This is a genomic window from Streptomyces sp. NBC_00448, from assembly GCF_036014115.1.
Taxonomy (GTDB): Bacteria; Actinomycetota; Actinomycetes; order Streptomycetales; family Streptomycetaceae; genus Actinacidiphila.
The window spans coordinates 3,391,065-3,415,035 of sequence record NZ_CP107913.1; the positions used below are offsets into that span (position 1 = coordinate 3,391,065).

The window sequence follows — 23,971 nt, forward strand, 5'->3', positions numbered from 1 at the left end:
ACGAATGGGTGAACTCTCGCCGACGCCCTTGCTACGTAAGGGATTTCGCCGCTCCCGGGCCCCTCGCGCCGGGGTGCGCCGCGCGGCGGTCGGTGGCCCGCCGCCCGCCGACCGATGAGTTAGCGCCGTCCCGATCGTCAACCCGGGTGAACCACCGACGCTCAGGAGCCGGCCGGTCGGTTCCTGAGTCCGTCGGCGGGTCCGTAAGCCGGTCCGCCGGCCGGTCCGTCAGCCAGTCCGTCAGCCAGGAGGAATCGTGCGTGAGTTGCGAGTGGACATGTTCAGCACCGTGGACGGATACGGCAGGGGCGGGCCGCAGCCCGCGCCGTACTGGGGCTACGGCGCCCCGGGCCTGTACGAGTGGATCGACGCGCAGCTCGCCGAGGACCATGTGATGCTCATGGGCGCCACGACGTACCGCGAGATGGCCGAGATCGTCGCGCAGCACGACGACCCGACCTTCCCGCGCATGGCCGAGCTGCCCAAGATCGTCTTCTCGAAAACCCTCAACCCGCCACTGACCTGGGCGAACACCACGGTCGTCGATGAGCCGGTCGAAACGTCCGTGCCCCGGCTGAAGGCCCTGCCGGACGGGCTGCCGATGCGGACCATCGGCAGCCCGTCGCTCGTCCGGAGCCTCTTCCGGCTCGGTCTGGTGGACCGGGTGCGCATCATGCTCTTCCCGACGATCCACGGCACCGCCGGCGAGGGCCCGGTCTTCGCGGACCTGCCCGACATGCGGCTGAGCCTGCTCGGCACTGCAGTGCTCGACGACCGTGTCGTCCTGCTCGACTACAGCGTCGGGAAGGACTGACCGGCCGCCCCGGCCGCCGCGCCCACCCCGTGGCCGGGCGCGACGTTCGCCGGCGTCGTAGGAGCGCCGTCAGTCGAACTGGCCGGCCACGTAGTCACCGGCCGGCTGCCGCACGATGACGTTCAGCCGGTTGAAGGCGTTGATGACGGCGATGGTCGTCACCAGGGCGACCAGTTGCTCCTCGTCGTAGTGCTTCGCGGCGTTCGCCCACGCCTCGTCCGTGACACCGCCGCCCGCGTCCGCGATCCGCGTGCCCTGCTCCGCCAGCTCCAGCGCGGCGCGCTCGGCATCGGTGAAGACCGTGGCCTCCCGCCAGGCGGCGACCATGTTGAGGCGTACGGAGCTCTCCCCCGCGTGGAGGGCGTCCTTCGTGTGCATGTCGAGGCAACCCCCGCAGCCGTTGATCTGGCTGGCGCGGATCTTCACCAGCTCCAGCGTCGCGGCCGGCATCGCGGAGCCGTCCACCGCCTTCCCCGCCTTGATGAGGTGGCCGAGCGCCTTGACCCCGACCGGGTTGTTCATCACGTTCAACCGAGCATCCATCGTGTTCCCTGCCTCTGCCGTACTGTCGCACTGTTCTGCGTTGACGCCCCTCTGACGAGACAGCCCGCCGGAATGTGACAACGCCCCCGGTGGCCCTGGTCAGCGGCGGTGGGAAGCGGGAGAAGGACGACGGACGAGGAGCGAGGAATGGACGGCAGCGTGCCCCTCGCGGTCCGCTGCTCCCGGGAGCCGTACGAGACGCACGCGCGGCCGCGCCACGCGGACCCGCGCCGGCTGACGCGTGCAGGTGCGCCCCCTCGAACGGGCTGACGCGGTGGTCAGGAACACCGACCCGGCCCACCCGGACCTGGTCCTGCGCTGAGCTGCCGCGCGCGTGCCTCCCGTCTTGGGCCCCTTGGCCACGGCGACTCGTCGAAGGTCAAGTCCGCTGTTCCCCAGGGCCGTTCGGCGCCGCGCCGGCGTCACCTCGGGGCGCTGCCATCGTCACCGGAAACAGCGTGCGGGCGGTCGCGGCGAGCACCGCCCGGTCGGAGTCGGGGAGCCCCTCGCGGTCCCGCTGGGCCCGGTACAGCAGTGCCAGCGCACGAGGGGTGTTCAGGTCGCCGCTCATCGCCGCGTCGAACCCTGCGAGAACGCGTCTGCCGTCCGGGGACAGCAGCGCCACGGCATCGGCATGGGACCGAACCTCCGGTAGTGGTTCGAGACGCTCCGTGAGACGCGCCCACCGACGGCGGACGGTCGGTGCGTCCCAGAAGGCGATGCCGCGGCGCAGATCCGTGCGGTTGACCTTCCGTGGATGGCGGTAGTGCCCGGAAAGGAGGAGGCCCAGTGCGACGTCGGGTATCGACACGCCGAGGTCCGCGAGCTCGTCGAGGGTCGGCAGACGCCGCTCGCGGTGCCAGTCCGCGGGCAGATACATGCTGAACCTGCTGATCCAGACCACGTCGACCACCATGTGGCAGAGCGTTCCCGGCACGTCGGCGCGCGGCGATGCGCCTATGTGGACGCACACGCGCCCGGCTGCGGACGCAGGGCAGCCATCGCCCCGAGGCGGCAGCCCCCGGCCGGTTGCGTACCCTTTCCAGACCAGCAGGCGGCGCAATGTCTCGGCCGTCAAGGCGGCACGTGTGTCACCTATGGTCGGCGAGGGTGGGGCGGGCGTCCGCGACAGCAGGACCGGCCCCTCAGCCGGGGGTGGGAGCGGGAGTCTCCGCCGGCTCCCCGCGTCGTACAGGAACACCGGCTCCCCGTGACTCATCACCGGCTCGCGTCGGAAGCGAAGAGACCCGGGATCTCAGCCGGTTGACTGGCCGGCAGCTCTCGCGGACGCTCGGGGCCGACGACGGGGTGGTTCACCTCTCCCATCGTAGGGCTCCGAAAGGCCGGTCGGTTCAGAGGCTGATCGCCGCGATGCCGGCGAGGACGATCGCGGCGCCTATGACGCGGCGCGCGAGGTGGGCTTCGTGGAAGAGCCGCCAGGCGAGGAGAGATCCGATGACGATGGAGGACTCGCGCAGGGGCGCGACGAGTGCGACGGGTGCGGTCCGCATGGCGGTGAGGACGAGGACGTAGGCGAGCGGGGAGAAGACCGCGATGGTGACGATCGGCGCCGCGTCGACCCGGAGGGCGGTCGGGATCTGGTCGCGCCGGCGGAGCGCGCGTGGCGCCAGGATCAGGCCCTGGAGCAGGAACGTGCCAGCGAGGTAGGTCACCGGGGCCAGGTGCAGGGAAGTGACCGAGTGGCTGTCCCAGAGGGTGTAGGCGGCGATCGTGGCACCGGTCGCGGCGCCCCAGAGCACGCCGTGAAGCGCCTGGCGTCCACCGCCACGGAACGGGTTGCCGGCGACGACGACTATGCCGACGACGACAACGACGGCGCCGAGGGCCGCGATCGCGCTGAGCCGTTCGCCGAGGAGCAGGATCGCGGACAGCATCGTCACGACAGGCCCGGTCCCGCGCGCGACGGGGTAGACCACGCCGAGTTCGAAGCGGTCGTAACCGGTCTGCAGGGTCAGGGAGTACACCACGTGCATCACGGCTGAGACGGTCGAACCGACCACAAGCTGCCAACTGACCGGCTGCGTACCGGTGATCACGGGAACGACGCCGAGCGGGACGCACACCAGTGCCGCCGCGCAGGTGTAGGCCCAGACGAACAGGACGGTGTCGCCCCGTTTGTACTTCGACGCCGTGTTCCAGATCGCGTGCGCGACCGCGGCGACCAGGACGATGGCGATCGTGCCGCCCGGCATCAGGTGATGTCGGGGAGGTCGATGCCGGCGCGCTCGGCTCGGCGGCTGTGCTCCGGGTCCCGGATGGCGAGGGCGGCCACCAGCGCGTCGACGACCACAAGGTCGGCGAGCCTGCTTCCCGCGGCGGCCATCTGCGTCGGCAGCGGCGCGCCGCCGACGACGAGGGCGATGTCGGCGAGGACCGCGAGCGGCGTGTCGTACTGGTTGGTGATCGCGATCAGCGTCGCGCCGGCGGAGGAGGCGGCATCGGCGACGCTGAGGGTCGATGAGGTGCGCCCGGTCGAACTGACGGCGATGACCACGTCGTCGGGACCGAGGAGCCGCATCGCGATCATCGCCGACTCGTGGTCCGGGATGGCGACAGCCCTCGCGCCGAGTGCGCGGAGGCGGAACACGGCGTCCGCGGCGACCGGGGCGGACGTACCCGCGCCGACGACGACCACCTGGCCCGCTCCTTGCACCGCGCTGACCGCTTCGTCGAGAGCCGCGAGGTCCAGGGCGCCGCCGAGCGCGGTCAGCGCGTCATGGCCGGTTCGTATGGACGTCTCGAGCACCGCGGCTGTCGAGGCGTTCTCGGTGAGCGCTTCGGAGGGCGCGAAGAACTCGGTGGTGCCGCGGGCCCGGGCGATCTCCAGCTTGAGTTCGGTGAAGCCGTCGAACCCGATCGCTCGCGCGGCGCGGACCACGCTCGGGGCGGATACGCCTGCACGGGCGGCGACTTGAGCGGTGGTGCTCGTGCCGACGAACAGCGGATCGGAGAGCAGGAGCTTCACCACCTTCGCCTCGCTCGCGGCGAGATCACCGCTGCGGGCCTGCACGATCCCGAGCCAGCGCGTGAGCGGGTCGTCGCCACGTCGCGAAACACGATTACCTGTTCCGTCGTCCATGCGTAACAGAGTAACCTGGCGGCCATGGCTCATATCGACTCCTCGGCGAAGAGGACAACTCCCTTGCCCCCGACCGTCGCAGTGGTGGGTCCGGGGGCGATCGGCACCACCGTCGCGGCGGCGCTCCATGAGGCCGGCCGCACCCCGATGCTCTGCGGCCGCACGGCTCGCGAGCGCCTGGAACTGCGCGTGGGACCGGGCCCGGAACCGCGCGTGGAACCGCGCGTGGAACCCCAGGGCGCCGACGGTCTCATCGTCGTGCCGGGGCCGGTGCGGACCGATCCGGCGCAGACCGAGGAGGCGGTCGACCTTGTCTTCCTCGCCGTCAAATCGACGCAAGTCGACGCGGCGGCACCGTGGTTGGCGGCGCTGTGCGACACGGACACCGTGGTCTGCGTCCTGCAGAACGGCGTCGAGCAGGAAGCGGCTGTCGCGCCCCACGTCCCCGGCTGCCCCGTGCTGCCCTCGGTCGTGTGGTTCCCGGCCCAGGTGCAGCCCGGCGGTTCGGTGTGGCTGCGCGGCGAGGCCCGCCTGACCGTGCCGGACACGCCTGCCGGCCGCGTGGTGCTCGACGCGCTGCGCGGCACCCGGTGCTCGGTCGACGCGGCGGAGGACTTCACGTCCGTGGCGTGGCGGAAGCTGCTGCAGAACGCGGCCGCCGGGTTGATGGTCCTCACCGGCCGCCGGTGCGGCATGTTCGCCCGCGACGACATCGCCCGGCTGTCCCTGGACTACCTGCGGGAGTGCCTCGCGGTCGCCCGGGCCGAGGGCGCGGTCCTGGGCGACGAGGTGCCGCAGGAGATCGTCGACGGATTCCGGGCCTACCCGGCCGACATGAGCACCTCCATCCTCGCCGACCGCGCGGCGGGCCGGCCGCTCGAATGGGACATCCGCAACGGTGTCGTACGGCGACGCGGCCGGGCCCACGGCATCCCGACGCCCATCAGCGATCTGGTGGTGCCGCTCCTCGCGGCCGCCGGCGACGGACCCGGCTGACCCGTCGGACGAACGGGAGTCGGACCAGGGGGATTTCGGCCTTGGAGCCTAGGACCGGCCGCGGTGGGCAAGGACCCCGGGACCAGGACCGACAGCGGTAGGCCGGGGCCTCCGGACCAGGACCGACGACCGATCGCGGCCGTGATCGCCGGACGGGTACTTTCCTGGTGGTGGATCGGTCCGCTTCGGGACCGGCTCCGGTACGGGATCGGCCGAGTGCTGGATCGGCCGGACCGTGCACAACCCGCTCACCCCGACCAGGGAGACTCCCATGCGCGTCATCGCTTTTGACCATCTGGTGCTCAATGTCGAGGACGCCGACCGTGCCCTCGCGTTCTACTGCGGGCCGCTGGGCCTGGAGCCGGTACGCGTGGACGAATGGCGTGCGGGCAAAGCCCCGTTCCCTTCGGTCCGGGTGAGCCCGACCACCATCATCGACCTGGTGGCGCACCCCCGGGGCGAGTCCAACGTGGATCACCTCTGCCTGGTCGTCGAGCCCCTGGACTGGCACGAGGTCGTGGAATCGGGCGTGTTCACCGTCGTGGACGGCCCGGGGACGCGGTTCGGCGCGCGAGGAGACGCCCAGTCCCTCTACGTCCTCGACCCCGACGGCAACACGATCGAGCTGCGCTGGTACCCCGAGGACGCCGCCTGAACGGCGGCCGGGCGCACGGGATCGGGCCCACGGGGGGGACGGCGTTGCCCGCGGGGATACTGGACGGGTGAACCCCGTTGGCCCTGTTGACCCCGTTGCCCCCGTTGACGCCGCCGGGCCCGTAGACCCCGTGATCCGTTTCCGGTTCGGGTTGACCCCGTTGGCAGAGGTCGAGCCGTGGGGCGCCGGGCGCGAACTGCACTGGTTCGGGCTGACCGACGGGTGGTACGGCATCGATGCCGGCGGCCACGAACTGCTGCGGTACTCCGAGCGGACCGTTCGGGAACTGCGCGGCGAGGGCGAGCGCGACGGCCGCGGCGCACCGCACCCGTACGTGGAGTACTACGTCGTCCGCCTGTGGGAGGACCTGCTCGCGCTCGTGTCGGGGGCGATGGAGCCGGTGCCGCCCGACCTCGTGGGCATCGCGGCTGAGGTCGAACAGGAATGGCCGCACCTCGACACCGTGGAAACCCCCGAAGCCGACGCCGCGTTGACCTGGCACGGCGCGGGCTACCTCTACACCGGCTATCTGCGCATCGCCCCGGCCGTCCGCCTCTGGCGCACCGTCGTCGGCGACGACGACACCGTGACCGTCGCCTGGCGCCATGAACCCGACCCCGAGGGCGTCATCGAGTTCACCGGCCCGCGGACCGGCCGGGTGACCGTACCGACCAGTGCCTTCGTCGCGGCCGTGGCCGAACTCGACCGCGCGCTGCTCGCCGCGATGGACCAACGCATCGCCGAACTGGCGGAGTTCGGCGCCGCGTCCGATGTCCGGCTGGACGTCGAGCAGTTGCGCCGCGACCACCACGAGCGTGCCCGCCGGCTCCCCCGCGCCCTGGCCCACGCCCCCCGCACGGACTGGGACGCCGTACGCACCGGCCTCCGCGCTCTCCTCGGCCGAACTCCCTGACCGCGCCGCCCTCCGCGTACGCCTTGCGAAACCGGGGTGTTCAAGGGGCGGCCTTCGTCGGGTCGGTCACCGCGGTAACGGCCTTGGCAGCTTCGGAAGTTGAAGCGGCGGCGGTGAGGGTGCGGCGGGCGGACCAGGTCAGGGCTGCTGTCGCGGTCAGGGCGAGGAGGGGGACACTGAAGCCGGCGCGGGCGCCGGCCGGGCCGTCGACGAGTCGGCCGACCGCGGCGGCGGAGACGGCGATGCCCGCCGCGCACGCGGAGTTCGTCCAGGTGAAGGACTGGGTCAGGACCGACCGGTCCACGACCGACTCGACGAGCGTCGAGCAGACGATGATGCACGGCGCGACGCCCACGCCGGGCAGCAGGAGCGCGCAGCCCAACCACAAGGGGGTGTCGGCCAGCAGCGGCAGCAGCGACGCACCGGCCAGAAAGCTGAGGATCAGGGGCAGTTGGGCCGCGGGCGGGGTGTGCGGGCGGTGCCGCCCGTAGGCGAGCCCGGCCAACAGGCTTGCCGCGCTCATCAGTCCGTACAGGAGCCCGGCCGAGGAGGCCGCGTGGTGGGCGTCGGCGAAGGCGCTCACCGAGACCTGCGTCGAGCCGAAGAAGACGCCCAGGGCGAGGTTGACCGCCAGCAGGGTGGCGAAGTTCCGGGTCCACAGCGTCCTCGGGCGCGCCGTGGTGGGTGTACGGGCCGGGGCGGGCGGGCCTGCGGATGGGCCTCCCGGCGGGCCGGCCGGTGCCGGGGTCGTACGGCGCTGCGCCGCGAACGCCAGCCCGCCGCCGACGACGAGCGCCCCCGCCAGTACCGTGCCCGCGGCCGGGTGCAGCCGGGTCGCCGACAGCACCGCGAGGGCGGGGCCGAGGAGGAACGCGGCATCGCTGCTGATCGTTTCGAGCGCGAAGGCCGCGGGGAGTTCTGGCCTGCCGTGCAGCAGCACCGACCAGCGGGCCGCCGAGAGCGCGCCGACCTGCGGGATGGTCGCGCCGGCGGCGAGGCCGGCCGCCATCAGCGACGCCGTGGGCGCCCCCACCAAGGCCAGCGTGACGAGGGCGGCGAGCGCGACGGCGTGCGCGCACAGGAGGGGGACGAGGACGCGCGGCTGCCCGAGCCGGTCCATGAGGCGGGCCGTCTGCGGGCCCACCAGGGTCTCCGCCACGGCGTACGCGCCGGTGACCAGGCCGGCCACCCCGAACGACCCGGTCTCGCCGTGGATCAGCCAGACGATGCCGAGGCCGGCCATGGCCACGCCGACCCGGGCGGGGGCGGCGGCCAGGAAGAAGGCCGACGCGCCGGGGGTCCGCAGGGCGGAACGGTAGGAAGCCGCTCCCGGCCGAGCCGCCACGGGGGTGCGGGACCTCCGCGCGGTACGGCGGAGTCCGGGCGCGGCACGCCCCAACTCCCCTGTGGTGGGTCGGGATTCGGGTGCGATACGACGGAACCAGTGCCGTGGTGTCACGGCGAACCTTCCGCTGCGCGGTGGGGCGGTCCGGGGGGGCGGCGCCCGTTCGCGGGCACCGCCCTCCCACCACCAGGAGTCGTCCATGGTGACGCGGGCGGGGCGGAATCGAAGTCCGCGCCCGCCTCCGCGTCGGCTCCATCGCCGGCAGAAACGTCGAGTAGTGAGATCGGGAAGCAAGACGCGCGGTCGGCGTCCGGTTCAGGGCCGACGTGCGGATCGAGCAGGAGTCGACACTAGCGGTGCCGCCGGGCGGAGAGAAGCCCGTTCCCCTCGCTCGGAGATCCCCCAATGATCACTTCCCGAAGACAGGTGGACACTTTCCGTCAGCCCTTGGCACACTGGGCCCCACCCGTCACACAGCTCCGACGCGTGACGGCACGTGACACATACGGCCCGGGGGGGGACGCATGGGAAAACCGCAGGGTGACGGCGATGACTTCAGCGGCATAGATCCGCAGCATCTGTGGGAGTTGATCGGCTCGATCAAGTCGCACGCGACCGTCGACGGCAGCAGGTCCGCGCAGGCGGCCGTCAACGACTGGCGGTCGAAAGCGAACAGCATCGGACTCCTGACCACCGAACTCGGCAAACTGGACGCCCACTTCGCCTGGGCACGGGACCAGATACCGATGCTGACGCGACGGCACAGCCTGGCCGCCGACCAGGCGAAGGAGGAGAAGGACTTCGGCGTATCGGGCATGGTGCCCAACGGCGCCGCGTCGCTCGGCAATTACCCGACACAAGCCGCGGCGAAGAAGGCAGCCCAGGCCGACGCGAAGAAGTACAAGGACGGCAAGATGTCGGCCAAGGACTACTACGCGAAGCTCCAAGAGAACCAGTTCGACCCGGACTACAGCTTGGCGGCGGTCAACGCGCTCGGCGAGACGAAGCTGTTCGAGCTCGAACAGGAAACGTCCTACGTCAACCCGGACGATCCCGACCAGCCGCGGTCGGCGCTGGCCAACACCGTCGCCACCGCCATGCGCGGCGGCGCCACCTTCAAGGACCCGGCCGGCCACGAGGACATCGCGCTGCTTTCCCCGCTCGTGCCGGACGCGCCCTTCCCGAAGAACGTGCTGCTCGATCTGGCCGACCAGTCCCGTGCGGTCGGCAACTTCCCGTACGCCGACAACGTATGGAAGGGCTTGGGGCATGACCCCGCCGCTTCGACCGAGTTCCTCCACGACCACCCGGATCTGCTCGGCAAGTCGATCACCACGTCCGAGACCAGCCGTGGCGGCATCCCGTCCAACCAGGTCGCATCCTTCGCAACCGTCATCGCCTCCGGGACCCAGGGCAGCGCCGGCTCCGACCCCAACATGGCCGCCGCCAACGCCACTACATTGGTCAAGTACTTCGGCAACCATCCGAACTCGCATACGTACGGACCCATACAGCAGGTCTTCGCGCAGGACATCGACCTCTACTGGAACGACATGGTCCCCTCCGTCACCGACCCCGCCCCCGTCGACGACTACGGCCCCGGCCATGTCTCGGTCTCGGCGGACGAGTGGAAGGGGTTCATCGACGAGTCCATGCGGGACCCGCACTCTGCGGCGTATCTGATGGCCCTCGCAAATACACGGAGCGACGAGCTTGCCAACAGCGATCATCACAACCCCGAGATTGTGCACGCGTCAACGCTGCTCCAAGGCTTTTTCAACCAGCAGGCAGTGACGGTCTACCAGCAGATGGGCGCGGACAAGTCCGCCAACGGCAAGCAGTGGCAGACCAGTGTCAGCACTTGGCTCAACAGCGCCGAACTCAACGCGGTGAACATCGTGTTCGACCCGTCGGCGGTAGCGGTGCCGCTTACAAAGGCAGTGCTGACCCAGACCGCGAACTTCTTCACCCATGACATCGTGCCGGCCGGCAACAGTGGGAAGACGTTCATTCCGAAGGTAGAAACGTGGCAGGGTCGGTGGCAGAGCAGCGCCGCGATGGCCTATACCGACGACTCGACGGTCGGCGACCCGAAGAAGTACGCCGCCCTGTACAGCGACGGCAAACCATTCCTCGATGAGAACGGAAAGCTCGTGCCAGACGCGTCCAAGGGTCAACAACGCGCCTACAACGCCTGGCTCCAAGACCCGGCCACGTCGAAAAAGGCCCAACCTTACTTCGCCGAGCAGGACAGTGGCCACTTCGATGGACTGGAGGAAGGGCAGTGAGCAGGTCCCGCATGTCAGCTGCCGTGATCGGCGTGCTGCTGGTCTTGACGGCCGCCTGCGGTAGCAGTCCGAGTACCGCCAGCCTCGCGGGCAAGCAACGGCGGCCGGTGGCGAAGGAGTACTGGAAGATCTACCGGGCCGTTCACGACGTGACGAACGGCTGGGATGTCACCGACGGCACCTTCGAGTACTGCGCGGGCAAACGGCCCCGACTGGACTACAGGATCGTCTATTTCGCGGCCGGCCTGTCCGGCAAGGAATCGGAGGCTCAGATCGACGCCACCCTCGTGGCCCGGCTCAAGACGGTCGGCTGGAACCTCGCCCCCGCAGGCAGCAAGCGTTTCTCGGCGACGCGTGGGGACCTCACGGTGCGAACGTACGAATTGCCCGAGAGTCCCGAGACCGGCAAACGGGTGGTCACCGTCAATGTGCAGAGCGGCTGCGTCGACTACGGGAAGAACGTCGCCCGCGTCCTCAAGGTGGTGGACGAATACCCCCAGAAGGACGCCGCCTCTCCCCCCGTCCCGACAGGACTGGCTCCTCTGAAGTCCTGAGCAACAGCACCCGAGGGAGTGGCAGTGAGCAACCAGCGGGTGGCAGGCGCCGCGCTCGGCGGGCTGCTGCTGACCCTGGTGACCGCGTGCAGCGGCAGTGCACCGAGCGCCATCAGCCTCGCGGACAAGCAACGGCGGCCGGTGGCGCGGGAGTACTGGAAGATCTACCAGGCCGTTCACGGCGCCACGGGCAACTACGACGACACCACCGGGCGCTTCAACTACTGCGCGGGCAGCAAGAGCAGGCTGCGCTACGAGGTCATCTACTACGCGTTCGGGCTCACCGCGAAGGAGCCGCACTCACAGATCAACGCCGCGCTCATGGCCCGGCTCAAGACGATCGGCTGGAACCTCTCCCCCTCCGACTCCCTCCACTACTCGGCGACACACGGTGACCTCACCGTGCAGACGTTCTGGCCGTCCAGCGAACCGAAGAACGCCCAATGGGTGGTCACGCTCGTCGTCCATGGCGGCTGCATCGACTACGGGAAGAACACCGCCAGCGTCCTCAAAGTGGTGGACGAATACCCCAAGAAGGACGCCGCCTCCTCCCCCGTCCCCACCGGGCTGGCCACGCGGACGCCCTGACGGGGAGGGGGAGTTGGGGGAGGTGAAGGGTCAGGTGGTGGTGAGGAGTTGGAGGGTGTCGATCACGCGGTTGGAGAAGCCCCACTCGTTGTCGTACCAGGCGACGACCTTGATGTGGCGGCCGTCGACGCGGGTGAGGGCGGAGTCGAAGATGGCGGAGGCGGGGTTGCCGGTGATGTCGGAGGAGACGAGGGCGTCCTCGGAGTACTCGAGGACGCCGGCGAGCGGGCCCTGCGCCGCGGTGCGGTAGGCCGCCAGGACGTCCTCGCGGGTGACATCGCGGGAGACGGTCGTGTTGAGCTCGACGATCGAGCCGACCGGGACCGGCACGCGGATCGAGTCGCCCGAGAGCTTGCCGTCGAGGTCGGGGAGGACCAGGCCGATCGCCTTGGCGGCGCCGGTGGTGGTGGGCACGATGTTGACGCCGGCGGCGCGGGCCCGGCGGGGGTCGCGGTGCGGGCCGTCCTGGAGGTTCTGCTCCTGCGTGTAGGCGTGCACCGTCGTCATGAAGCCGTGCTCGATACCGGCGAGGTCGTGCAGGACGGCGGCGAGCGGCGCGAGCGCGTTGGTGGTGCAGGAGGCGTTCGAGACGATGGTGTGCAGGGCCGGGTCGTACGCGTCGGTGTTGACCCCGAAGGCGAGGGTCACGTCGGCACCGTCGGACGGCGCGCTGACCAGGACCTTCCGGGCACCCGCGTCGAGGTGGGCGCGCGCGGCCTTCGCGGAGGTGAACCGGCCGGTCGACTCCAGCACGATGTCGACACCGAGGTCGGCCCACGGCAGCTGCGCCGGCTCGCGCTCGGCCAGCACCTTGATGCGGCGGCCGTCCACCACGAGGACGTCGCCGTCGACGCTCACCGGGCGGCCGAGCCGGCCGGAGGTCGAGTCGAAGGCGATCAGGCGGGCGAGGGCGGCCGGCTCGGTGAGGTCGTTGACGGCCACGACCTCCAGGTCGGTGTCCCGTTCGAGCAGCGCGCGCAGCACGTTGCGCCCGATGCGGCCGAATCCGTTGATGGCGATGCGGGTCATGAGTGTGTCCCCAGTTCCTGAAGTCTCTTCGCGTTCGCCACCCAGGTTCGCGCGCGGCGGCGTCGTACGGCGTAGGCCCGAGCGCCACGGTTCGCAAGGATCGCGCCACGCGCACTCCACAGGCGTCCCGCACCCGGTCACACCCGCGCCGCAGCAGGTCACGCCCGCGCCGCACCCGGCCACACCCGGCCATCAGGCGTCCCGCACCCGCCCCGGACCCCGCTACTCGCCGCGCGTGAACGTACGCCGGTACTCGCTCGGCGTCGTCCCCAGCGTGCGCTGGAAGTGCATCCGCAGGTTCGCCCCCGTGCCCAGTCCCACGTCCGCCGCGATCTGCTCGACGCTCCGCTCGGACCGTTCCAGCAGCTCGCGCGCCACGTCCACCCGGGCCCGCATCACCCACTGCATCGGCGTGTACCCGGTGTCCTCGATGAAGCGGCGCGAGAACGTACGGGGCGACACCGCCGCATGCCGGGCCAGCACGTCGAGGGTGAGCGGCTCGCCGAGCCGGCGCAGCGCCCACTCGCGGGTGGCGGCGAACCGCTCCCCCAGCGGCTCGGGCACGCTGCGCGGCACGTACTGCGCCTGGCCGCCGCTGCGGTACGGGGCCGCCACCAGGCGCCTGGCCGCGTGGTTCGACGCGGCCACCCCCAGCTCGCGGCGCAGCACGTGCAGGCACAGGTCGATCCCCGAGGCGGCGCCGGCCGACGTCAGCACGCTGCCCTCGTCCACGAACAGGACGTTCTCGTCGACCCGGACCCGCGGATGCTTCGCCGCGAGCGCGCGGGTGTAGTGCCAGTGCGTGGTGGCCCGCTTCCCGTCGAGCAGGCCGGTGGCGGCGAGCGCGAACGCGCCGGTCGAGATCGCGGCGAGCCGCGCGCCCCGCTCGTGGGCCGCGATCAGCGCATCGACGACGGCCCGCGGCGGGTCCTCCCGGTCCGGGAAACGGTAGCCGGGGATGAAGACGATCTCGGCCCAGCCGAGCGCGTCCAGGCCGTCGGCCACGTGGTACGACAGCCCGTCGCCCCCCGCGACCAGCCCGGGCGCGGCACCGCACACCCGTACCTCGTACGGCATGCTCGCGCGGGTCGAGAAGACCTGCGCGGGAATCCCGACGTCGAGCGGCTTGGCCCCTTCGAGCACGAGGACGGCGACGCGATGCAGGTGGGAGGCGGGCACGGGCACCAGGGTAAGCGGCGGCGCCGGGGCGACGGCCGACCCGCGCGCGCCGCGCCGGACCGGGCCGAGCCGGCCGAGGCCGGGCAGAGTCGCGGCAGGCCGCCCCCGGCCGAACCCGGCCGAACCGCACGCGCCGCACCACCCGGAGCCACGCCGCGCCACACCACGCCGAGTCGGCCCCGCCAACCCCCGTACCGCACCGCCGACACGCACCCCAAACCGGCAGAACGGGCGTTATTCGTAGGGCGGCTGACGACTGTTCACACAGGCGTCATCATCCCGCCCGAAACGATCCGCGCGGAATCCGTTGCCCTGCACATCAATAAGGGCCATGATCTCTCACTTCAAGGTCGGCTGGAGAACCGTGGCGGCAGTCGCCGCGGCGCTGACCGTCCTCGGCCTCGCAGGGGCCGACGCCGAAGGCAGTACCGCCACCGCGGCGACCACCGGCCAGCGGTACTCCGCCGGCTGCCCGGCCGCGGACGTGGTGACTCCCGCCCTGAACAGCAATCTGATCGCCAACCCCGGCGCCGAGGACTTCACCGCGGTCACCTCGCTCGGCGCACCGGCCGGGGACACGCAGGACGTCCCCGACTGCTGGGAGGCGTCCTCTCCGATGAACGCGCCGGGCGCGGTCCTGGAGTCGACCTCGTCGTCGGCTCCCGGCCAGACCGGCAGCCGCACCTTCTACGGCGGCTACGACTACGACTCCCCGCAGGTCTCGATCGTGGGCGTCACCACCACGGCCACCCAGATGATCGACGTCAGCCCGCTGGACGCGGGCGGCAAGTCGTTCACGCTGACCGGCGCGATCGGCGGCTACACCACCCAGAGCGACTACGCCACCGTCACCGCCGCGTTCCAGGACGCCGACGGCGCCACCCTCGGCTCCGCGGCCCTGGCCCCGGTCAACGCCGCCCAGCGCGGCAACATCACCAGCCTGATTCCGGAAGCGGCGGCCGGCACGGTCCCGGCCGGCACGAAGAAGATCTTCGTCACCGTGGCGTCGACCGGCGTCAGCGCCGGCTACGGCATCGACGGCCGGGCCGACAACCTGAACCTGACGATCGCCCCGAGCGATTCGGGCCAGCACTACACCGCACCCTGCCCGGCCGCCGACCAGGTCACCCCGGCGCTCAACGCCAACCTGATCGCCAACCCCGGCGCCGAGGACCACACCCCGGTCACCTCGCTCGGCGCGCCGGCCGGCGACGACCAGACCGTCGCCGACTGCTGGACCAGCGCCTCCCCGCTCGACGCACCCGACGGCACGCAGGAGTCGGCGCCCTCGACCTCACCCGGCGTCACCGGTGACCGGGTCTTCTACGGCGGCTCGAACCCCGACGGCGTCTCGGCCGCGGGCATGGTCACCAGCGGCACCCAGCTCGTCGACGTCGGCTCGCTGCACGCGGACGGGCAGCCGTACAAGCTGACCGGCCAGGTGGGCGGCAGCGCGTCGCAGGGCGACTTCGCACAGGTCATCGCCACGTTCGAGGGCACGGACGGCGCGACTCTCGGCACGGCGTCCATCGGCCCGGCCACCGCGGCCCAGCGCGACAACACCTCCGCGCTGCTCTCGGACGGCACCTACGGCACGATCCCGGCCGGCACCCAGAAGGTCCTGGTCACGATCATCACGGCGGCCGTCGACGACGACCGCGACAGCGACGGCGCGGCCGACAACCTGAACCTGACCATCGGCCAGAAGTCGGTCGGCCAGACCTACACGGCGCCCTGCCCGGCTGCCGACCAGGTCACCCCGGCGCTCAACGCCAACCTGATCGCCAACCCCGGCGCCGAGGACTACACCGCGGCGACGGCGCTCGGCGCCCCGCTGGGCGACGACCAGACCGTCGCCGACTGCTGGACCAGCGCCTCCCCGCTCAACGCACCCGACGGCACGCAGGAGTCGCGGGCGTCGACGTACCCCGGCGTCACCGGCAGCCGGGTCTTCTACGGCGGCACGAACCCCAGCACCGTCTCGATCCCGGGCATCGCCACCACCGGCACGCAGACCATCGACGTCGGCTCGCTCGGCACGGGCAGCCAGCCGTTCAAGCTCGCCGGCGACCTCGGCGGCTACTCGACGCAGAGCGACTACGCGACCGTCACGGCCACGTTCGAGGACGCCAAGGGCGCCACCCTCGGCGCGGGCATCATCGGCCCGGTCACCGCGGCCCAGCGCAACAACGTCTCCAGCCTGGTCCACCAGGCGTGGTACGGCACGGTCCCGGCCGGCGCCGCGAAGATCCTCGTCACGGTGGCCACGGTCGGTGTCAGCAGCGGCGCCAACAGCGACGGCACGGCCGACAACCTGAGCCTGACCATCGGGTCGGGCGCGGTGCCGTCGGGTCCGGTCCTCCAGACGATGCCGTACGCGTCGGTCGGTGACATTCCGGGCACCCACGTGGACCCGGGCACCGGCGCCGTCGTCCCCAACGTCACGCCGGGCTCGCTGTACCGGCCCGCGGGCGTGTCCGTCGGCGGCAACTCCGCGCAGGGGACGCAGGCGAAGGCCGACGTCCGGGCGGAGCTGACCAGCGTCGGCGACGGCTCGGTGTACGTCTCGAACACCGGCGACAACGTGGTGGCCAAGCTGCGCAACGGCGACACCGCGATCATCGCCGGCTCCCTGGAGGACAACGGGGAGAAGGGCGACCGCGGCAAGGCCACCGACGCGACGCTGTACCAGCCGGCCGGCACCGCGGTGGACGCGAGCGGCGACGTCTTCATCGCGGACAGCGGCGACAACGTGGTCCGCGAGATCACCCCGGACGGGCTGATCCGGCGGTTCGCCGGCACCGGGACCGCAGGCCGCAGGACCTCCTCCAGCGCGCTGTCGACCCAACTCGACGGCCCCGCGGCGGTGGCGGTCGACGCGGCGAGGAACGTGTACGTCTCCGACACCCACAACAACCGGGTGGTCGAGGTGTCCTCGAAGGGGAAGGTCGTCCGGGTGATCGGCACCGGCAGGGCCGGGTACGCCGGAGACGGCAAGGCGGCCACGCGGGCGCAGCTGAACCAGCCGAACGGGCTGGCGCTGGACGCGAAGGGCAACCTCTACATCGCGGACTCGGCCAACAACGTGATCCGCCGGGTGGACGCGAGGACCGGGACCGTCACCACGGTGGCCGGCAACCACGCCGCGGCCAAGGCGAGCGACGGGCTCGGCGGGTTCGCCGGCGACGGCGGCCCGGCCACCGCGGCACGGCTCAACGACCCGCAGGGCGTGACCGTCGACGGCGCGGGCGACCTGTTCGTCGCCGACACCTTCAACAACGCGATCCGGCAGGTCACCCCGGACGGGACCATCACCACCGTGGTGAACTCCTCGGCCGCGCCGGGCGGGGAGAGCAGCGGCGCGGCGCCGGCCGCCTCGAAGCTCAACACCCCGATCGCGGTCGCGGTGGACCTGTCCACCCACCTGCTGTACATCGCCGACACGCACAACAACGCCGTCGCCCAGGTGCTCGGTGTCGCCCAGTCCGGCGCCGCGGCCGGCCCGGTGGCCCCCGCGAAGTCCTGACCCGGCCCTCACGAGACGAAGAAGAGAGACGATGAGCAACACCGCTTCCGAACAAGCGGGTTCGGCCCGCTCGGGTGCCGCCCGCACGGGTTCGGCCCACTCCGGTTCCGCCCGCACGGGTTCGGCCCACTCCGGTTCCGCCCATTCCGGTTCCGCCCGCTCGGGCATGTCCCGCCGCCGGTTCATCACCAGTGCGGCGACGCTGGCCGGCGCCGCCGGTGCGGCCGGCGTGCTTCCGGAGAGCCTGGCGAAGGCCGCGGCCGCGAGCCCGGCCAAGGGCAGCCTGTCCCAGGTCAAGCACGTCGTGTACGTGATGATGGAGAACCGGTCGTTCGACCACTACTTCGGCACCTTCCCCGGCGCCCGCGGGTTCAGCGACCCGACGGCCATCAGGCTGCCGAACGGCGACCCGGTCTTCAAGCAGCCCGACCCGGCCAACCCCGACGGCTACCTCGAACCGTTCCACATGTCCACCATCAGCACCGGCGCGGCCGCGATACCGTCGCTGTCGCACGACTGGCGCGACCAGCACGCCTCGTGGAACCACGGCGCGATGGACGGCTGGATGACCACCCACCTCGCCTCGGACGGCGAGGTCAACGGCTCCTACACCATGGGGTACTTCACCCGCGAGGACATCCCGTTCCACTGGGCGCTCGCCGAGTCGTTCACCCTGCTCGACAACTACCACTGCTCGATCCTGGGCCCGACGGACCCGAACCGGCTGGTGTGGATGTCCGGCACCAACGACCCGCAGGGCAAGTTCGGCGGACCGGTGCTGGAGACCGTGACGCCGAACCCGATGACGCACCCGTCGGCGGCGGAGATCCTGTACGACGCGGGGTACAGCGTCAAGACGTACTTCTCCGGCGCGACCAGCGGGTTCAACGTGTTCTCGTGGTTCGCCAACTTCCAGAACCGGACCACCCTGCCGGCCGCCCTGTACAACTCCGTCATGAGCGGCGGCACGCTGTACGGCGACGGCACGCCCGGCCGGGTCGGCGACCCCACCAGCCCGACCGCGGCGGCGGACCCGAACCTCGGGTTCGAGGAGGACTGCGCCAACGGCGTTCTCGCGGACGTGTCCTGGCTGTACATGCCGAGCGCGGCCGACGAGCACCCGCCGAACCTCCCCGCGGCCGGCGCGCAGTACCTCGCGTCGAAGCTGGAGGCGCTCGCGGCCAACGAGGACCTGTGGAACTCGACCGTGTTCGTGCTCAACTACGACGAGAACGACGGGTTCTTCGACCACGTGCCGCCGCCCGTCCCCCAACCGCACAAGTACCCCGAAGAGTTCGTGACCGTGGCCTCGCCGAAGGGCACCCCGGGCGGCGGGCTGCCGGTCGGCGCCGGCTTCCGGGTGCCGTGCATCATCGTGTCCCCCTGGACCGTGGGCGGCCGGATCTTCTCCGAGGTCTCCGACCACACCTCCGGGCTCCAGTTCATCGAAACCCTCACCGCGGCCGGCGGCCTGTCCGGCAACGGGCCGGTCACGTTCACCCCGATCAGCAAGTGGCGCCGCCGCACCTTCGGCGACTTCACCGGGGCGCTGCGCCTGCACGACCGCAAACCGGCCCCGAGCAACCCGCAGTTCGAGCCCGGCACCACGGCGGCCAACCTCGCCGCCCAGACCACGGCCGCGGCCCAGCCGATGCCGCCCCGCCCGGGAGCGACCCAGACCATGCCGAAGCAATCCCACGGCCCCGGCACCAAGGACTGACCCTCTCCGCAACCCCACTCCCCCGCCCCCAACCCCCGCAGGCCGTCCGCCCCACCGGACGGCCTGCGCCGTTCTCTCCCGGAATACCTGGCGAGGCGGCTTCGGACGGGTCAGGGGATGGGTGGGGATTGGGCGGTGGTGATGTGGAGGGTGACCGCGGCGAAGAAGGGGGCGCGGGTGAGGTGGTCGAGGAAGGCGGCGGCGGTGCGGGGGGTGAAGTAGCCGGCGGCGAGGGCGCGTTCGGTGGTGCGCTGGAGGCCGAGGACCTGGTCGGCGGTGCGCAGGTCGCGGAAGACGGTGGGGACGGGGAGGACCGCGGGGACGGTGAAGCCCGCGGCGGCGGCGAGGCGCGGGAGTTGGCGGCCGATGGCGCCGTTGCGGACCACGCGGTCGGTGAGGTGGCGGGTGTAGGCGCGGGTGAGGTCGAGGTCGGGGTGGTCGATGGAGAGGGTCTCCCAGTCGGGTTCGGCCATCACCAGCAGTCCGCCCGGGCGCAGGACGCGGCGGGCCTCGGCGAGCGCGCGGGCGGGGTCGGCCACGTGCTGGAGGACCCGGTCGGTGTGCGCCCGGTCGACGCTCGCGTCGGGGAAGGGAAGGGCGTGCAGGTCGGCCAGTTGGACGTGGGTGGAGGGAAGGAGGGCGGTACGGGTACGGGCCCGGGCGGCCATGTCGGGGTCGCGGTCGACGCCGAGCACGGTGCCGCCCGGGCCGGCCTCGTCCGCGAGGGCGGGCAGGTCCGTGCCGGGGCCGCAGCCGAGGTCGAGGACGGTGTGGCCGGGCCGTATCGCGAGGGCGTCGAGCGCGGCGCGCTTGTACGCGCGGGCGGCGCCGGTGGCGGCCAGCCGGTCCTGGTAGGCGATCCGGTCGGGCACGGCCGCCTCGAACACGGCGTCCGCGGTCCTGGCCAGCGACCGCGCCTCGCGGGCGAGCACCTCCCGCCCGGCGGCGGTGAGCCGCAGCGGGCGCTGCCGCTGCCCCGGCCGGTTGTCCAGGTACTCCACGAGCCGCTTCGCCGCCAGCCGGGCCAGCGCGCCGGACAGGCTGCCCCGGCCGAGCCGCGCCCCGGTCATCCGTTCGACCGCGCTGTTGACGGCGTACCCGTGCAGGGGCCCGTCGGCCAGCGCGCTCAGCACCAGCATCTGGGCGTCGTTTGTCCGCATGGGGGTCAACTCCTGTGCACCGGAGGGTGAGTTGGGGACGGTTCCCGGCGAGCCGGACGTCCGGGGGTGCCGGGTGCCCGGCAGGCCGCCGGCGGCCGGGGGACCGCGGGCGGCGCGCTCGGGGCGCCGCGCACCCGGGTGCCGAATTCCGGCCCGCGGGACGTAACACGCGGCGCGTGTCATCGTTTCGTATTATGGCGGGTCCGCTGACAGGTTCCGCACTCCTCCGGAAGGACCGCGGCATGCGCATGGCCGACCCTCTCTACGCCCTCTACACGCGGCGGTTGCGCCGCCGGGTCGCCGCGTCCGCGCCGCTGCCGCGGCACATCGGGCTGATCATGGACGGCAACCGGCGCTGGGCCCGGCAGATGGGCATCGCCAACCCGAGCCTGGGGCACAAGGCCGGCGGCGAGCACGTCGAGGACGTGCTGTCCTGGTGCGACCGCCTGGACATCCGGCACGTGACCGTCTTCGTCTGCTCCACGGAGAACCTGGCCCGCCGCGACAGCGCCGAAGTGGCCTTCCTGATGGGCCTGATCGAGGACCTGGTGGGCCGGCGCCTCGCCCGCCCGGACGCCCGCCGGCAGATGCACATCGCCGGCTCGCTGGACGCGCTGCCCGACCGTACGGCCGAGGTGCTCAAGGAGGCCGTCGAGGTGACCCGCGACTGCGCCACCGGGGCGCACGTCACGCTCGCCATCGGCTACGGAGGCCGCCAGGAGGTGGTCGACGCGCTGCGCGAACACCTCTACGAGCAGGCGGAGTCCGGCCGGACGCTGGGCGAACTCGCCGAGGAGATCGACGTCGAGGACGTGGCCCGGCACCTCTACACCGCCGGGCAGCCCGACCCCGACCTGGTCATCCGCACCAGCGGCGAGCAGCGCATGTCCAACTTCCTGCTGTGGCAGAGCGCTTACGCGGAGCTGTACTTCTGCGAGGCGTACTGGCCCGCCTTCCGCGAGCTGGACTTCCTCCGCGCGGTGCGCAGCTACTCCGACCGCCAGCGCCGCTGAGCGGGCCCGCACCCGGCGAGGGGCGCGTCCCCACGGGCGGAAGAACCCGGCCCCGCCGGCGGAATCACCCTGACACGGCGGCCGGCCGGGCGGTACGGTCGTCGGGCCCGCCACGCGGTGGCGCGAGGATCTGGGGGGATCTGGCGATGAACCGGTCGACCGTCCGTCGCGTGTCCAGGGCCGCCGCGGCGGCCCTCCTCGTCCCGCTCGCGCTGGCGTCGTGCCAGGGCGCCGCACCGCACCACCAGCACCGCACCGCCGCTCCCACGGCAAGCACGCCGGCCCCGAACCCGCACACCGCCGATCCCGACCCCCGGCACCTGGCCCTCGGCGACTGCTTCACGGCCGACCGCACCCTCACCCTCATCGGCGCCACGATGCCGCTCGCGCCCGTACACATCGTGCCCTGCACGCAGCCGCACACCGCGGAGGTGTACGGCCGGTTCACCTACTACCAGGGCCGCCTTCCCTACCCCGCCGCGGACAAGCTGACGGACGTCGCCGAGGGCGACTGCGAGAACCTCGTCACCGCCTACGACATGGACAGCTGGACGCTCTCCCCGACCGTGGACCTGGCCCGGTCGCTGCTGCCGACGCGGGCGGAGTGGGCGGCGGGCGACCAGGACATCATCTGCTACTGGGTGCCCCGCGGCGGCTCCCCGACCACGACGGTGCTGCGCCACGACAAGACCTCGCTGCGCCCCGACCAGTACACCTACCTCGACGCCGCCGACCGGCCCGAGTCCGCCCTCGCAACGACCCCGCGGTCGCAGGGCGAGGACGACCTGAGCTCCTACCAGTTGTGGGCGGCCGGCGTGGCCGACTCGTTCACGACCGAGGCACAACTGCTCGACGGGCACCACTGGCCGGCCAGTGCCCAGGGTCCGGCCAACGCGCTGCTCCAGCGGGTCCGCGCGCTCGCCGCGCAGTGGCGCGACGCCTCCGAGAGCGCGTCCCCGACCGGCATCAAGCGCACGACGCACACCCTCCAGGGCGAGAACTCCGTGCCGCAGGAGCGCGCCGTCCGCCAGGCACTGGGCCTGGCCACCACCCGCGCGCGCTGACGCCGCGACCGGCGGCCGACCGACCCCCGCCGCCCGGGGCCGCAACCGGCGTCACGACGAAGCCGCACCCCCACTTGGTAACGAGTTGGACGAGGCTGCGCCGAGCCCCCTTGACGCTCCACTGACAGCGGGCCTACCTTGACATTCGCCAATAGGAAAGTTTCCTAACAGTGAACTGAGGGAGGATGGCGCGCATGGCTGGCACCCCAGGAACGCCGCGCGTACTGCGCGCCATGAACGACCGCGCCGCGCTCGACCTCCTGCTGGAGCACGGAACGCTGTCCCGGACCCGGATCGGCAAGCTCACCGGGCTGTCCAAGCCGACCGCGTCGCAACTGCTCGCGCGGCTGGAGGCGGCCGGGCTGGTGCTCGCCACCGGCACCACCGCGGGCCGCCCGGGGCCCAACGCCCAGTTGTACTCGGTGAATCCGGCCGCCGCCTACGTAGCCGGCCTGGACGTGAAGACCGAGCGGATCAGGGCCGCGGTCGCCGACATCACCGGCCGCACCGTGGGCGACTTCCGGCTGCCCACGCCGAGCCACCGCGCGGGCAGCGCGGTGGAGCACGTGCTGCGGGCGCTGGAGGGCGCGGTGAAGGCCGCCGGGCTGAACCGCTCCGACCTGCACCGGCTGGTGATCGGGACGCCCGGCGCGTTCGACCCGAGCACCGGACGGCTGCGCTACGCCAGCCACCTGCCCGGCTGGCACTCCCCCAGCCTGCTCGACGAGCTGGCCGCCGCGCTGCCGATGCCGCTGGAGTACGACAACGACGTGAACCTCGCCGCGGTCGCCGAGCAGCGCATCGGCGCGGCCCGCGGGCACGGCGACTTCGCCCTGCTGTGGAACGAGGAGGGCATCGGCGCCGCGTTCGTGATAGGCGGCAAGCTGCACCGCGGCTGGACCGGCGGCGCCGGCGAGGTCGGCTTCCTGCCGGTGCCCGGCACCCCCCTGGTCCGCAACGTCGTCAAGGCGAACAACGGCGGCTTCCAGGAGCTGGCCGGGTGCAACGCGGTGCTGCGGACCGCCCGTGAGCTGGGCCTCGACATCCCCGAGGGCAGCCTGGAGGACGCCGCGGCCGCGGTGCTGTGCCGCGCGGCCGCGTTCTACGAGGAGGCGGCGCGTGAGGACAGCGGCGGGGAACCCACCGGTCCCTACGCCGAGTTGCTCGCCCGCTGCGCCACCGGCCACGCCATCGGCCTGGCGTCGATCGTCGCGGTGCTCGACCCGGAGCTGATCGTGCTGGCCGGGAACGTGACGGTGGCCGGCGGCGAGCCGCTGCGCGCCATGATCCAGGCCGAGCTGGCCGAACTGGCCGTGCCCCGGCCCCGGTTGGTGCTCGGCACCGTCGAGATGCATCCCGTACTCAGCGGCGCCCTGGAGAGCGCGCTCGCCACCACCCGCGACGAGGTGTTCGACACCTCGCGCTGACCCGTAACCGCCCGCCGCCGACCGCCACCCGCAGCCCCGTACGCCCGCACCCGCACC

20 protein-coding genes are annotated in these 23,971 nt (G+C 72.1%); 12 read left to right on the forward strand and 8 right to left on the reverse strand.

Features of this window, described 5'->3' with window-relative positions; translation table 11 throughout:
• The first annotated feature begins 256 nt into the window (after positions 1-256).
• The gene (locus OG370_RS14330) at positions 257-814 is read left to right on the forward strand and encodes a dihydrofolate reductase family protein (protein WP_328464225.1); all 558 of its coding nucleotides are present in this window, start codon (positions 257-259) and stop codon (positions 812-814) included.
• Between the two features lie 69 nt (positions 815-883).
• On the opposite strand, the gene OG370_RS14335 is transcribed toward OG370_RS14330, so the two are convergent.
• The 4 genes from OG370_RS14335 to OG370_RS14350 all read right to left on the reverse strand — a co-directional run bounded on the left by OG370_RS14335 (position 884) and on the right by OG370_RS14350 (position 4,457).
• On the reverse strand, positions 884-1,357 hold the full coding sequence (locus tag OG370_RS14335) for a carboxymuconolactone decarboxylase family protein (protein WP_328464227.1): 474 nt from the start codon (positions 1,355-1,357) through the stop codon (positions 884-886).
• A gap of 379 nt (positions 1,358-1,736) precedes the next feature.
• Complete coding sequence (locus OG370_RS14340; RefSeq protein ID WP_328464229.1) at positions 1,737-2,435, reverse strand: DALR domain-containing protein; 699 nt, start codon at positions 2,433-2,435, stop codon at positions 1,737-1,739.
• Between the two features lie 274 nt (positions 2,436-2,709).
• The gene (locus tag OG370_RS14345; RefSeq protein WP_328464231.1) at positions 2,710-3,570 is read right to left on the reverse strand and encodes a DMT family transporter; all 861 of its coding nucleotides are present in this window, start codon (positions 3,568-3,570) and stop codon (positions 2,710-2,712) included.
• Entirely contained in the window at positions 3,570-4,457 is an 888-nt protein-coding gene (locus OG370_RS14350) for a MurR/RpiR family transcriptional regulator (protein ID WP_328464233.1), read from the reverse strand. The genes OG370_RS14345 and OG370_RS14350 overlap by 1 nt, the downstream gene beginning before the upstream one ends.
• A 24-nt stretch (positions 4,458-4,481) precedes the next feature.
• On the opposite strand from OG370_RS14350, the gene OG370_RS14355 reads away from it, so the two are divergent.
• The 3 genes from OG370_RS14355 (at position 4,482) to OG370_RS14365 (ending at position 7,021) form a co-directional block, all read left to right on the forward strand.
• Positions 4,482-5,453 carry an oxidoreductase gene (locus OG370_RS14355; protein WP_328464235.1) on the forward strand — a complete coding sequence of 324 codons (972 nt, stop codon included), beginning with the start codon at positions 4,482-4,484 and terminating at the stop codon, positions 5,451-5,453.
• A gap of 271 nt (positions 5,454-5,724) precedes the next feature.
• Positions 5,725-6,108 carry a VOC family protein gene (locus OG370_RS14360; protein WP_328464237.1) on the forward strand — a complete coding sequence of 128 codons (384 nt, stop codon included), beginning with the start codon at positions 5,725-5,727 and terminating at the stop codon, positions 6,106-6,108.
• A gap of 130 nt (positions 6,109-6,238) precedes the next feature.
• Positions 6,239-7,021 carry a DUF5984 family protein gene (locus tag OG370_RS14365; RefSeq protein ID WP_328464239.1) on the forward strand — a complete coding sequence of 261 codons (783 nt, stop codon included), beginning with the start codon at positions 6,239-6,241 and terminating at the stop codon, positions 7,019-7,021.
• A gap of 40 nt (positions 7,022-7,061) precedes the next feature.
• On the opposite strand, the gene OG370_RS14370 is transcribed toward OG370_RS14365, so the two are convergent.
• Positions 7,062-8,366, reverse strand: a complete 1,305-nt coding sequence (locus tag OG370_RS14370) for an MFS transporter (protein WP_328464241.1) — start codon at positions 8,364-8,366, stop codon at positions 7,062-7,064.
• 524 nt (positions 8,367-8,890) lie between these two features.
• Here OG370_RS14370 and OG370_RS14375 point away from each other — a divergent pair.
• The 3 genes from OG370_RS14375 to OG370_RS14385 are packed head-to-tail and all read left to right on the forward strand — an operon-like array spanning position 8,891 to position 11,796.
• A complete protein-coding gene (locus OG370_RS14375; protein WP_328464243.1) occupies positions 8,891-10,654 on the forward strand; it encodes a hypothetical protein in 1,764 nt (587 codons plus the stop codon).
• Between the two features lie 11 nt (positions 10,655-10,665).
• A complete protein-coding gene (locus OG370_RS14380; RefSeq protein ID WP_328464245.1) occupies positions 10,666-11,208 on the forward strand; it encodes a hypothetical protein in 543 nt (180 codons plus the stop codon).
• A gap of 24 nt (positions 11,209-11,232) precedes the next feature.
• Complete coding sequence (locus tag OG370_RS14385) at positions 11,233-11,796, forward strand: hypothetical protein (RefSeq protein ID WP_328464247.1); 564 nt, start codon at positions 11,233-11,235, stop codon at positions 11,794-11,796.
• Positions 11,797-11,826: 30 nt separating this feature from the next.
• Here OG370_RS14385 and gap read toward each other — a convergent pair whose 3' ends face one another.
• Together gap and OG370_RS14395 are read right to left on the reverse strand one after the other, a co-directional pair.
• On the reverse strand, positions 11,827-12,825 hold the full coding sequence (gene gap / locus OG370_RS14390) for a type I glyceraldehyde-3-phosphate dehydrogenase (protein WP_328464249.1): 999 nt from the start codon (positions 12,823-12,825) through the stop codon (positions 11,827-11,829).
• A 222-nt stretch (positions 12,826-13,047) separates the two neighbouring features.
• Complete coding sequence (locus OG370_RS14395) at positions 13,048-14,004, reverse strand: GlxA family transcriptional regulator (RefSeq protein WP_328464251.1); 957 nt, start codon at positions 14,002-14,004, stop codon at positions 13,048-13,050.
• 331 nt (positions 14,005-14,335) lie between these two features.
• On the opposite strand from OG370_RS14395, the gene OG370_RS14400 reads away from it, so the two are divergent.
• Entirely contained in the window at positions 14,336-17,530 is a 3,195-nt protein-coding gene (locus OG370_RS14400) for an NHL domain-containing protein (protein WP_328464253.1), read from the forward strand.
• 31 nt (positions 17,531-17,561) lie between these two features.
• Complete coding sequence (locus OG370_RS14405; RefSeq protein ID WP_328464255.1) at positions 17,562-19,250, forward strand: phospholipase C; 1,689 nt, start codon at positions 17,562-17,564, stop codon at positions 19,248-19,250.
• A gap of 110 nt (positions 19,251-19,360) precedes the next feature.
• On the opposite strand, the gene OG370_RS14410 is transcribed toward OG370_RS14405, so the two are convergent.
• Positions 19,361-20,410, reverse strand: coding sequence for a methyltransferase domain-containing protein (locus tag OG370_RS14410; protein WP_328464257.1), 1,050 nt, complete (start codon positions 20,408-20,410; stop codon positions 19,361-19,363).
• Between the two features lie 242 nt (positions 20,411-20,652).
• Here OG370_RS14410 and uppS point away from each other — a divergent pair, with 242 nt between their 5' ends.
• The 3 genes from uppS to OG370_RS14425 all read left to right on the forward strand — a co-directional run bounded on the left by uppS (position 20,653) and on the right by OG370_RS14425 (position 23,914).
• Positions 20,653-21,423, forward strand: a complete 771-nt coding sequence (gene uppS, locus OG370_RS14415) for a polyprenyl diphosphate synthase (RefSeq protein WP_328464259.1) — start codon at positions 20,653-20,655, stop codon at positions 21,421-21,423.
• Positions 21,424-21,593: 170 nt separating this feature from the next.
• Complete coding sequence (locus OG370_RS14420) at positions 21,594-22,487, forward strand: septum formation family protein (RefSeq protein ID WP_328464261.1); 894 nt, start codon at positions 21,594-21,596, stop codon at positions 22,485-22,487.
• Positions 22,488-22,672: 185 nt separating this feature from the next.
• The gene (locus tag OG370_RS14425; protein ID WP_328464263.1) at positions 22,673-23,914 is read left to right on the forward strand and encodes an ROK family transcriptional regulator; all 1,242 of its coding nucleotides are present in this window, start codon (positions 22,673-22,675) and stop codon (positions 23,912-23,914) included.
• Positions 23,915-23,971: the final 57 nt, after the last annotated feature.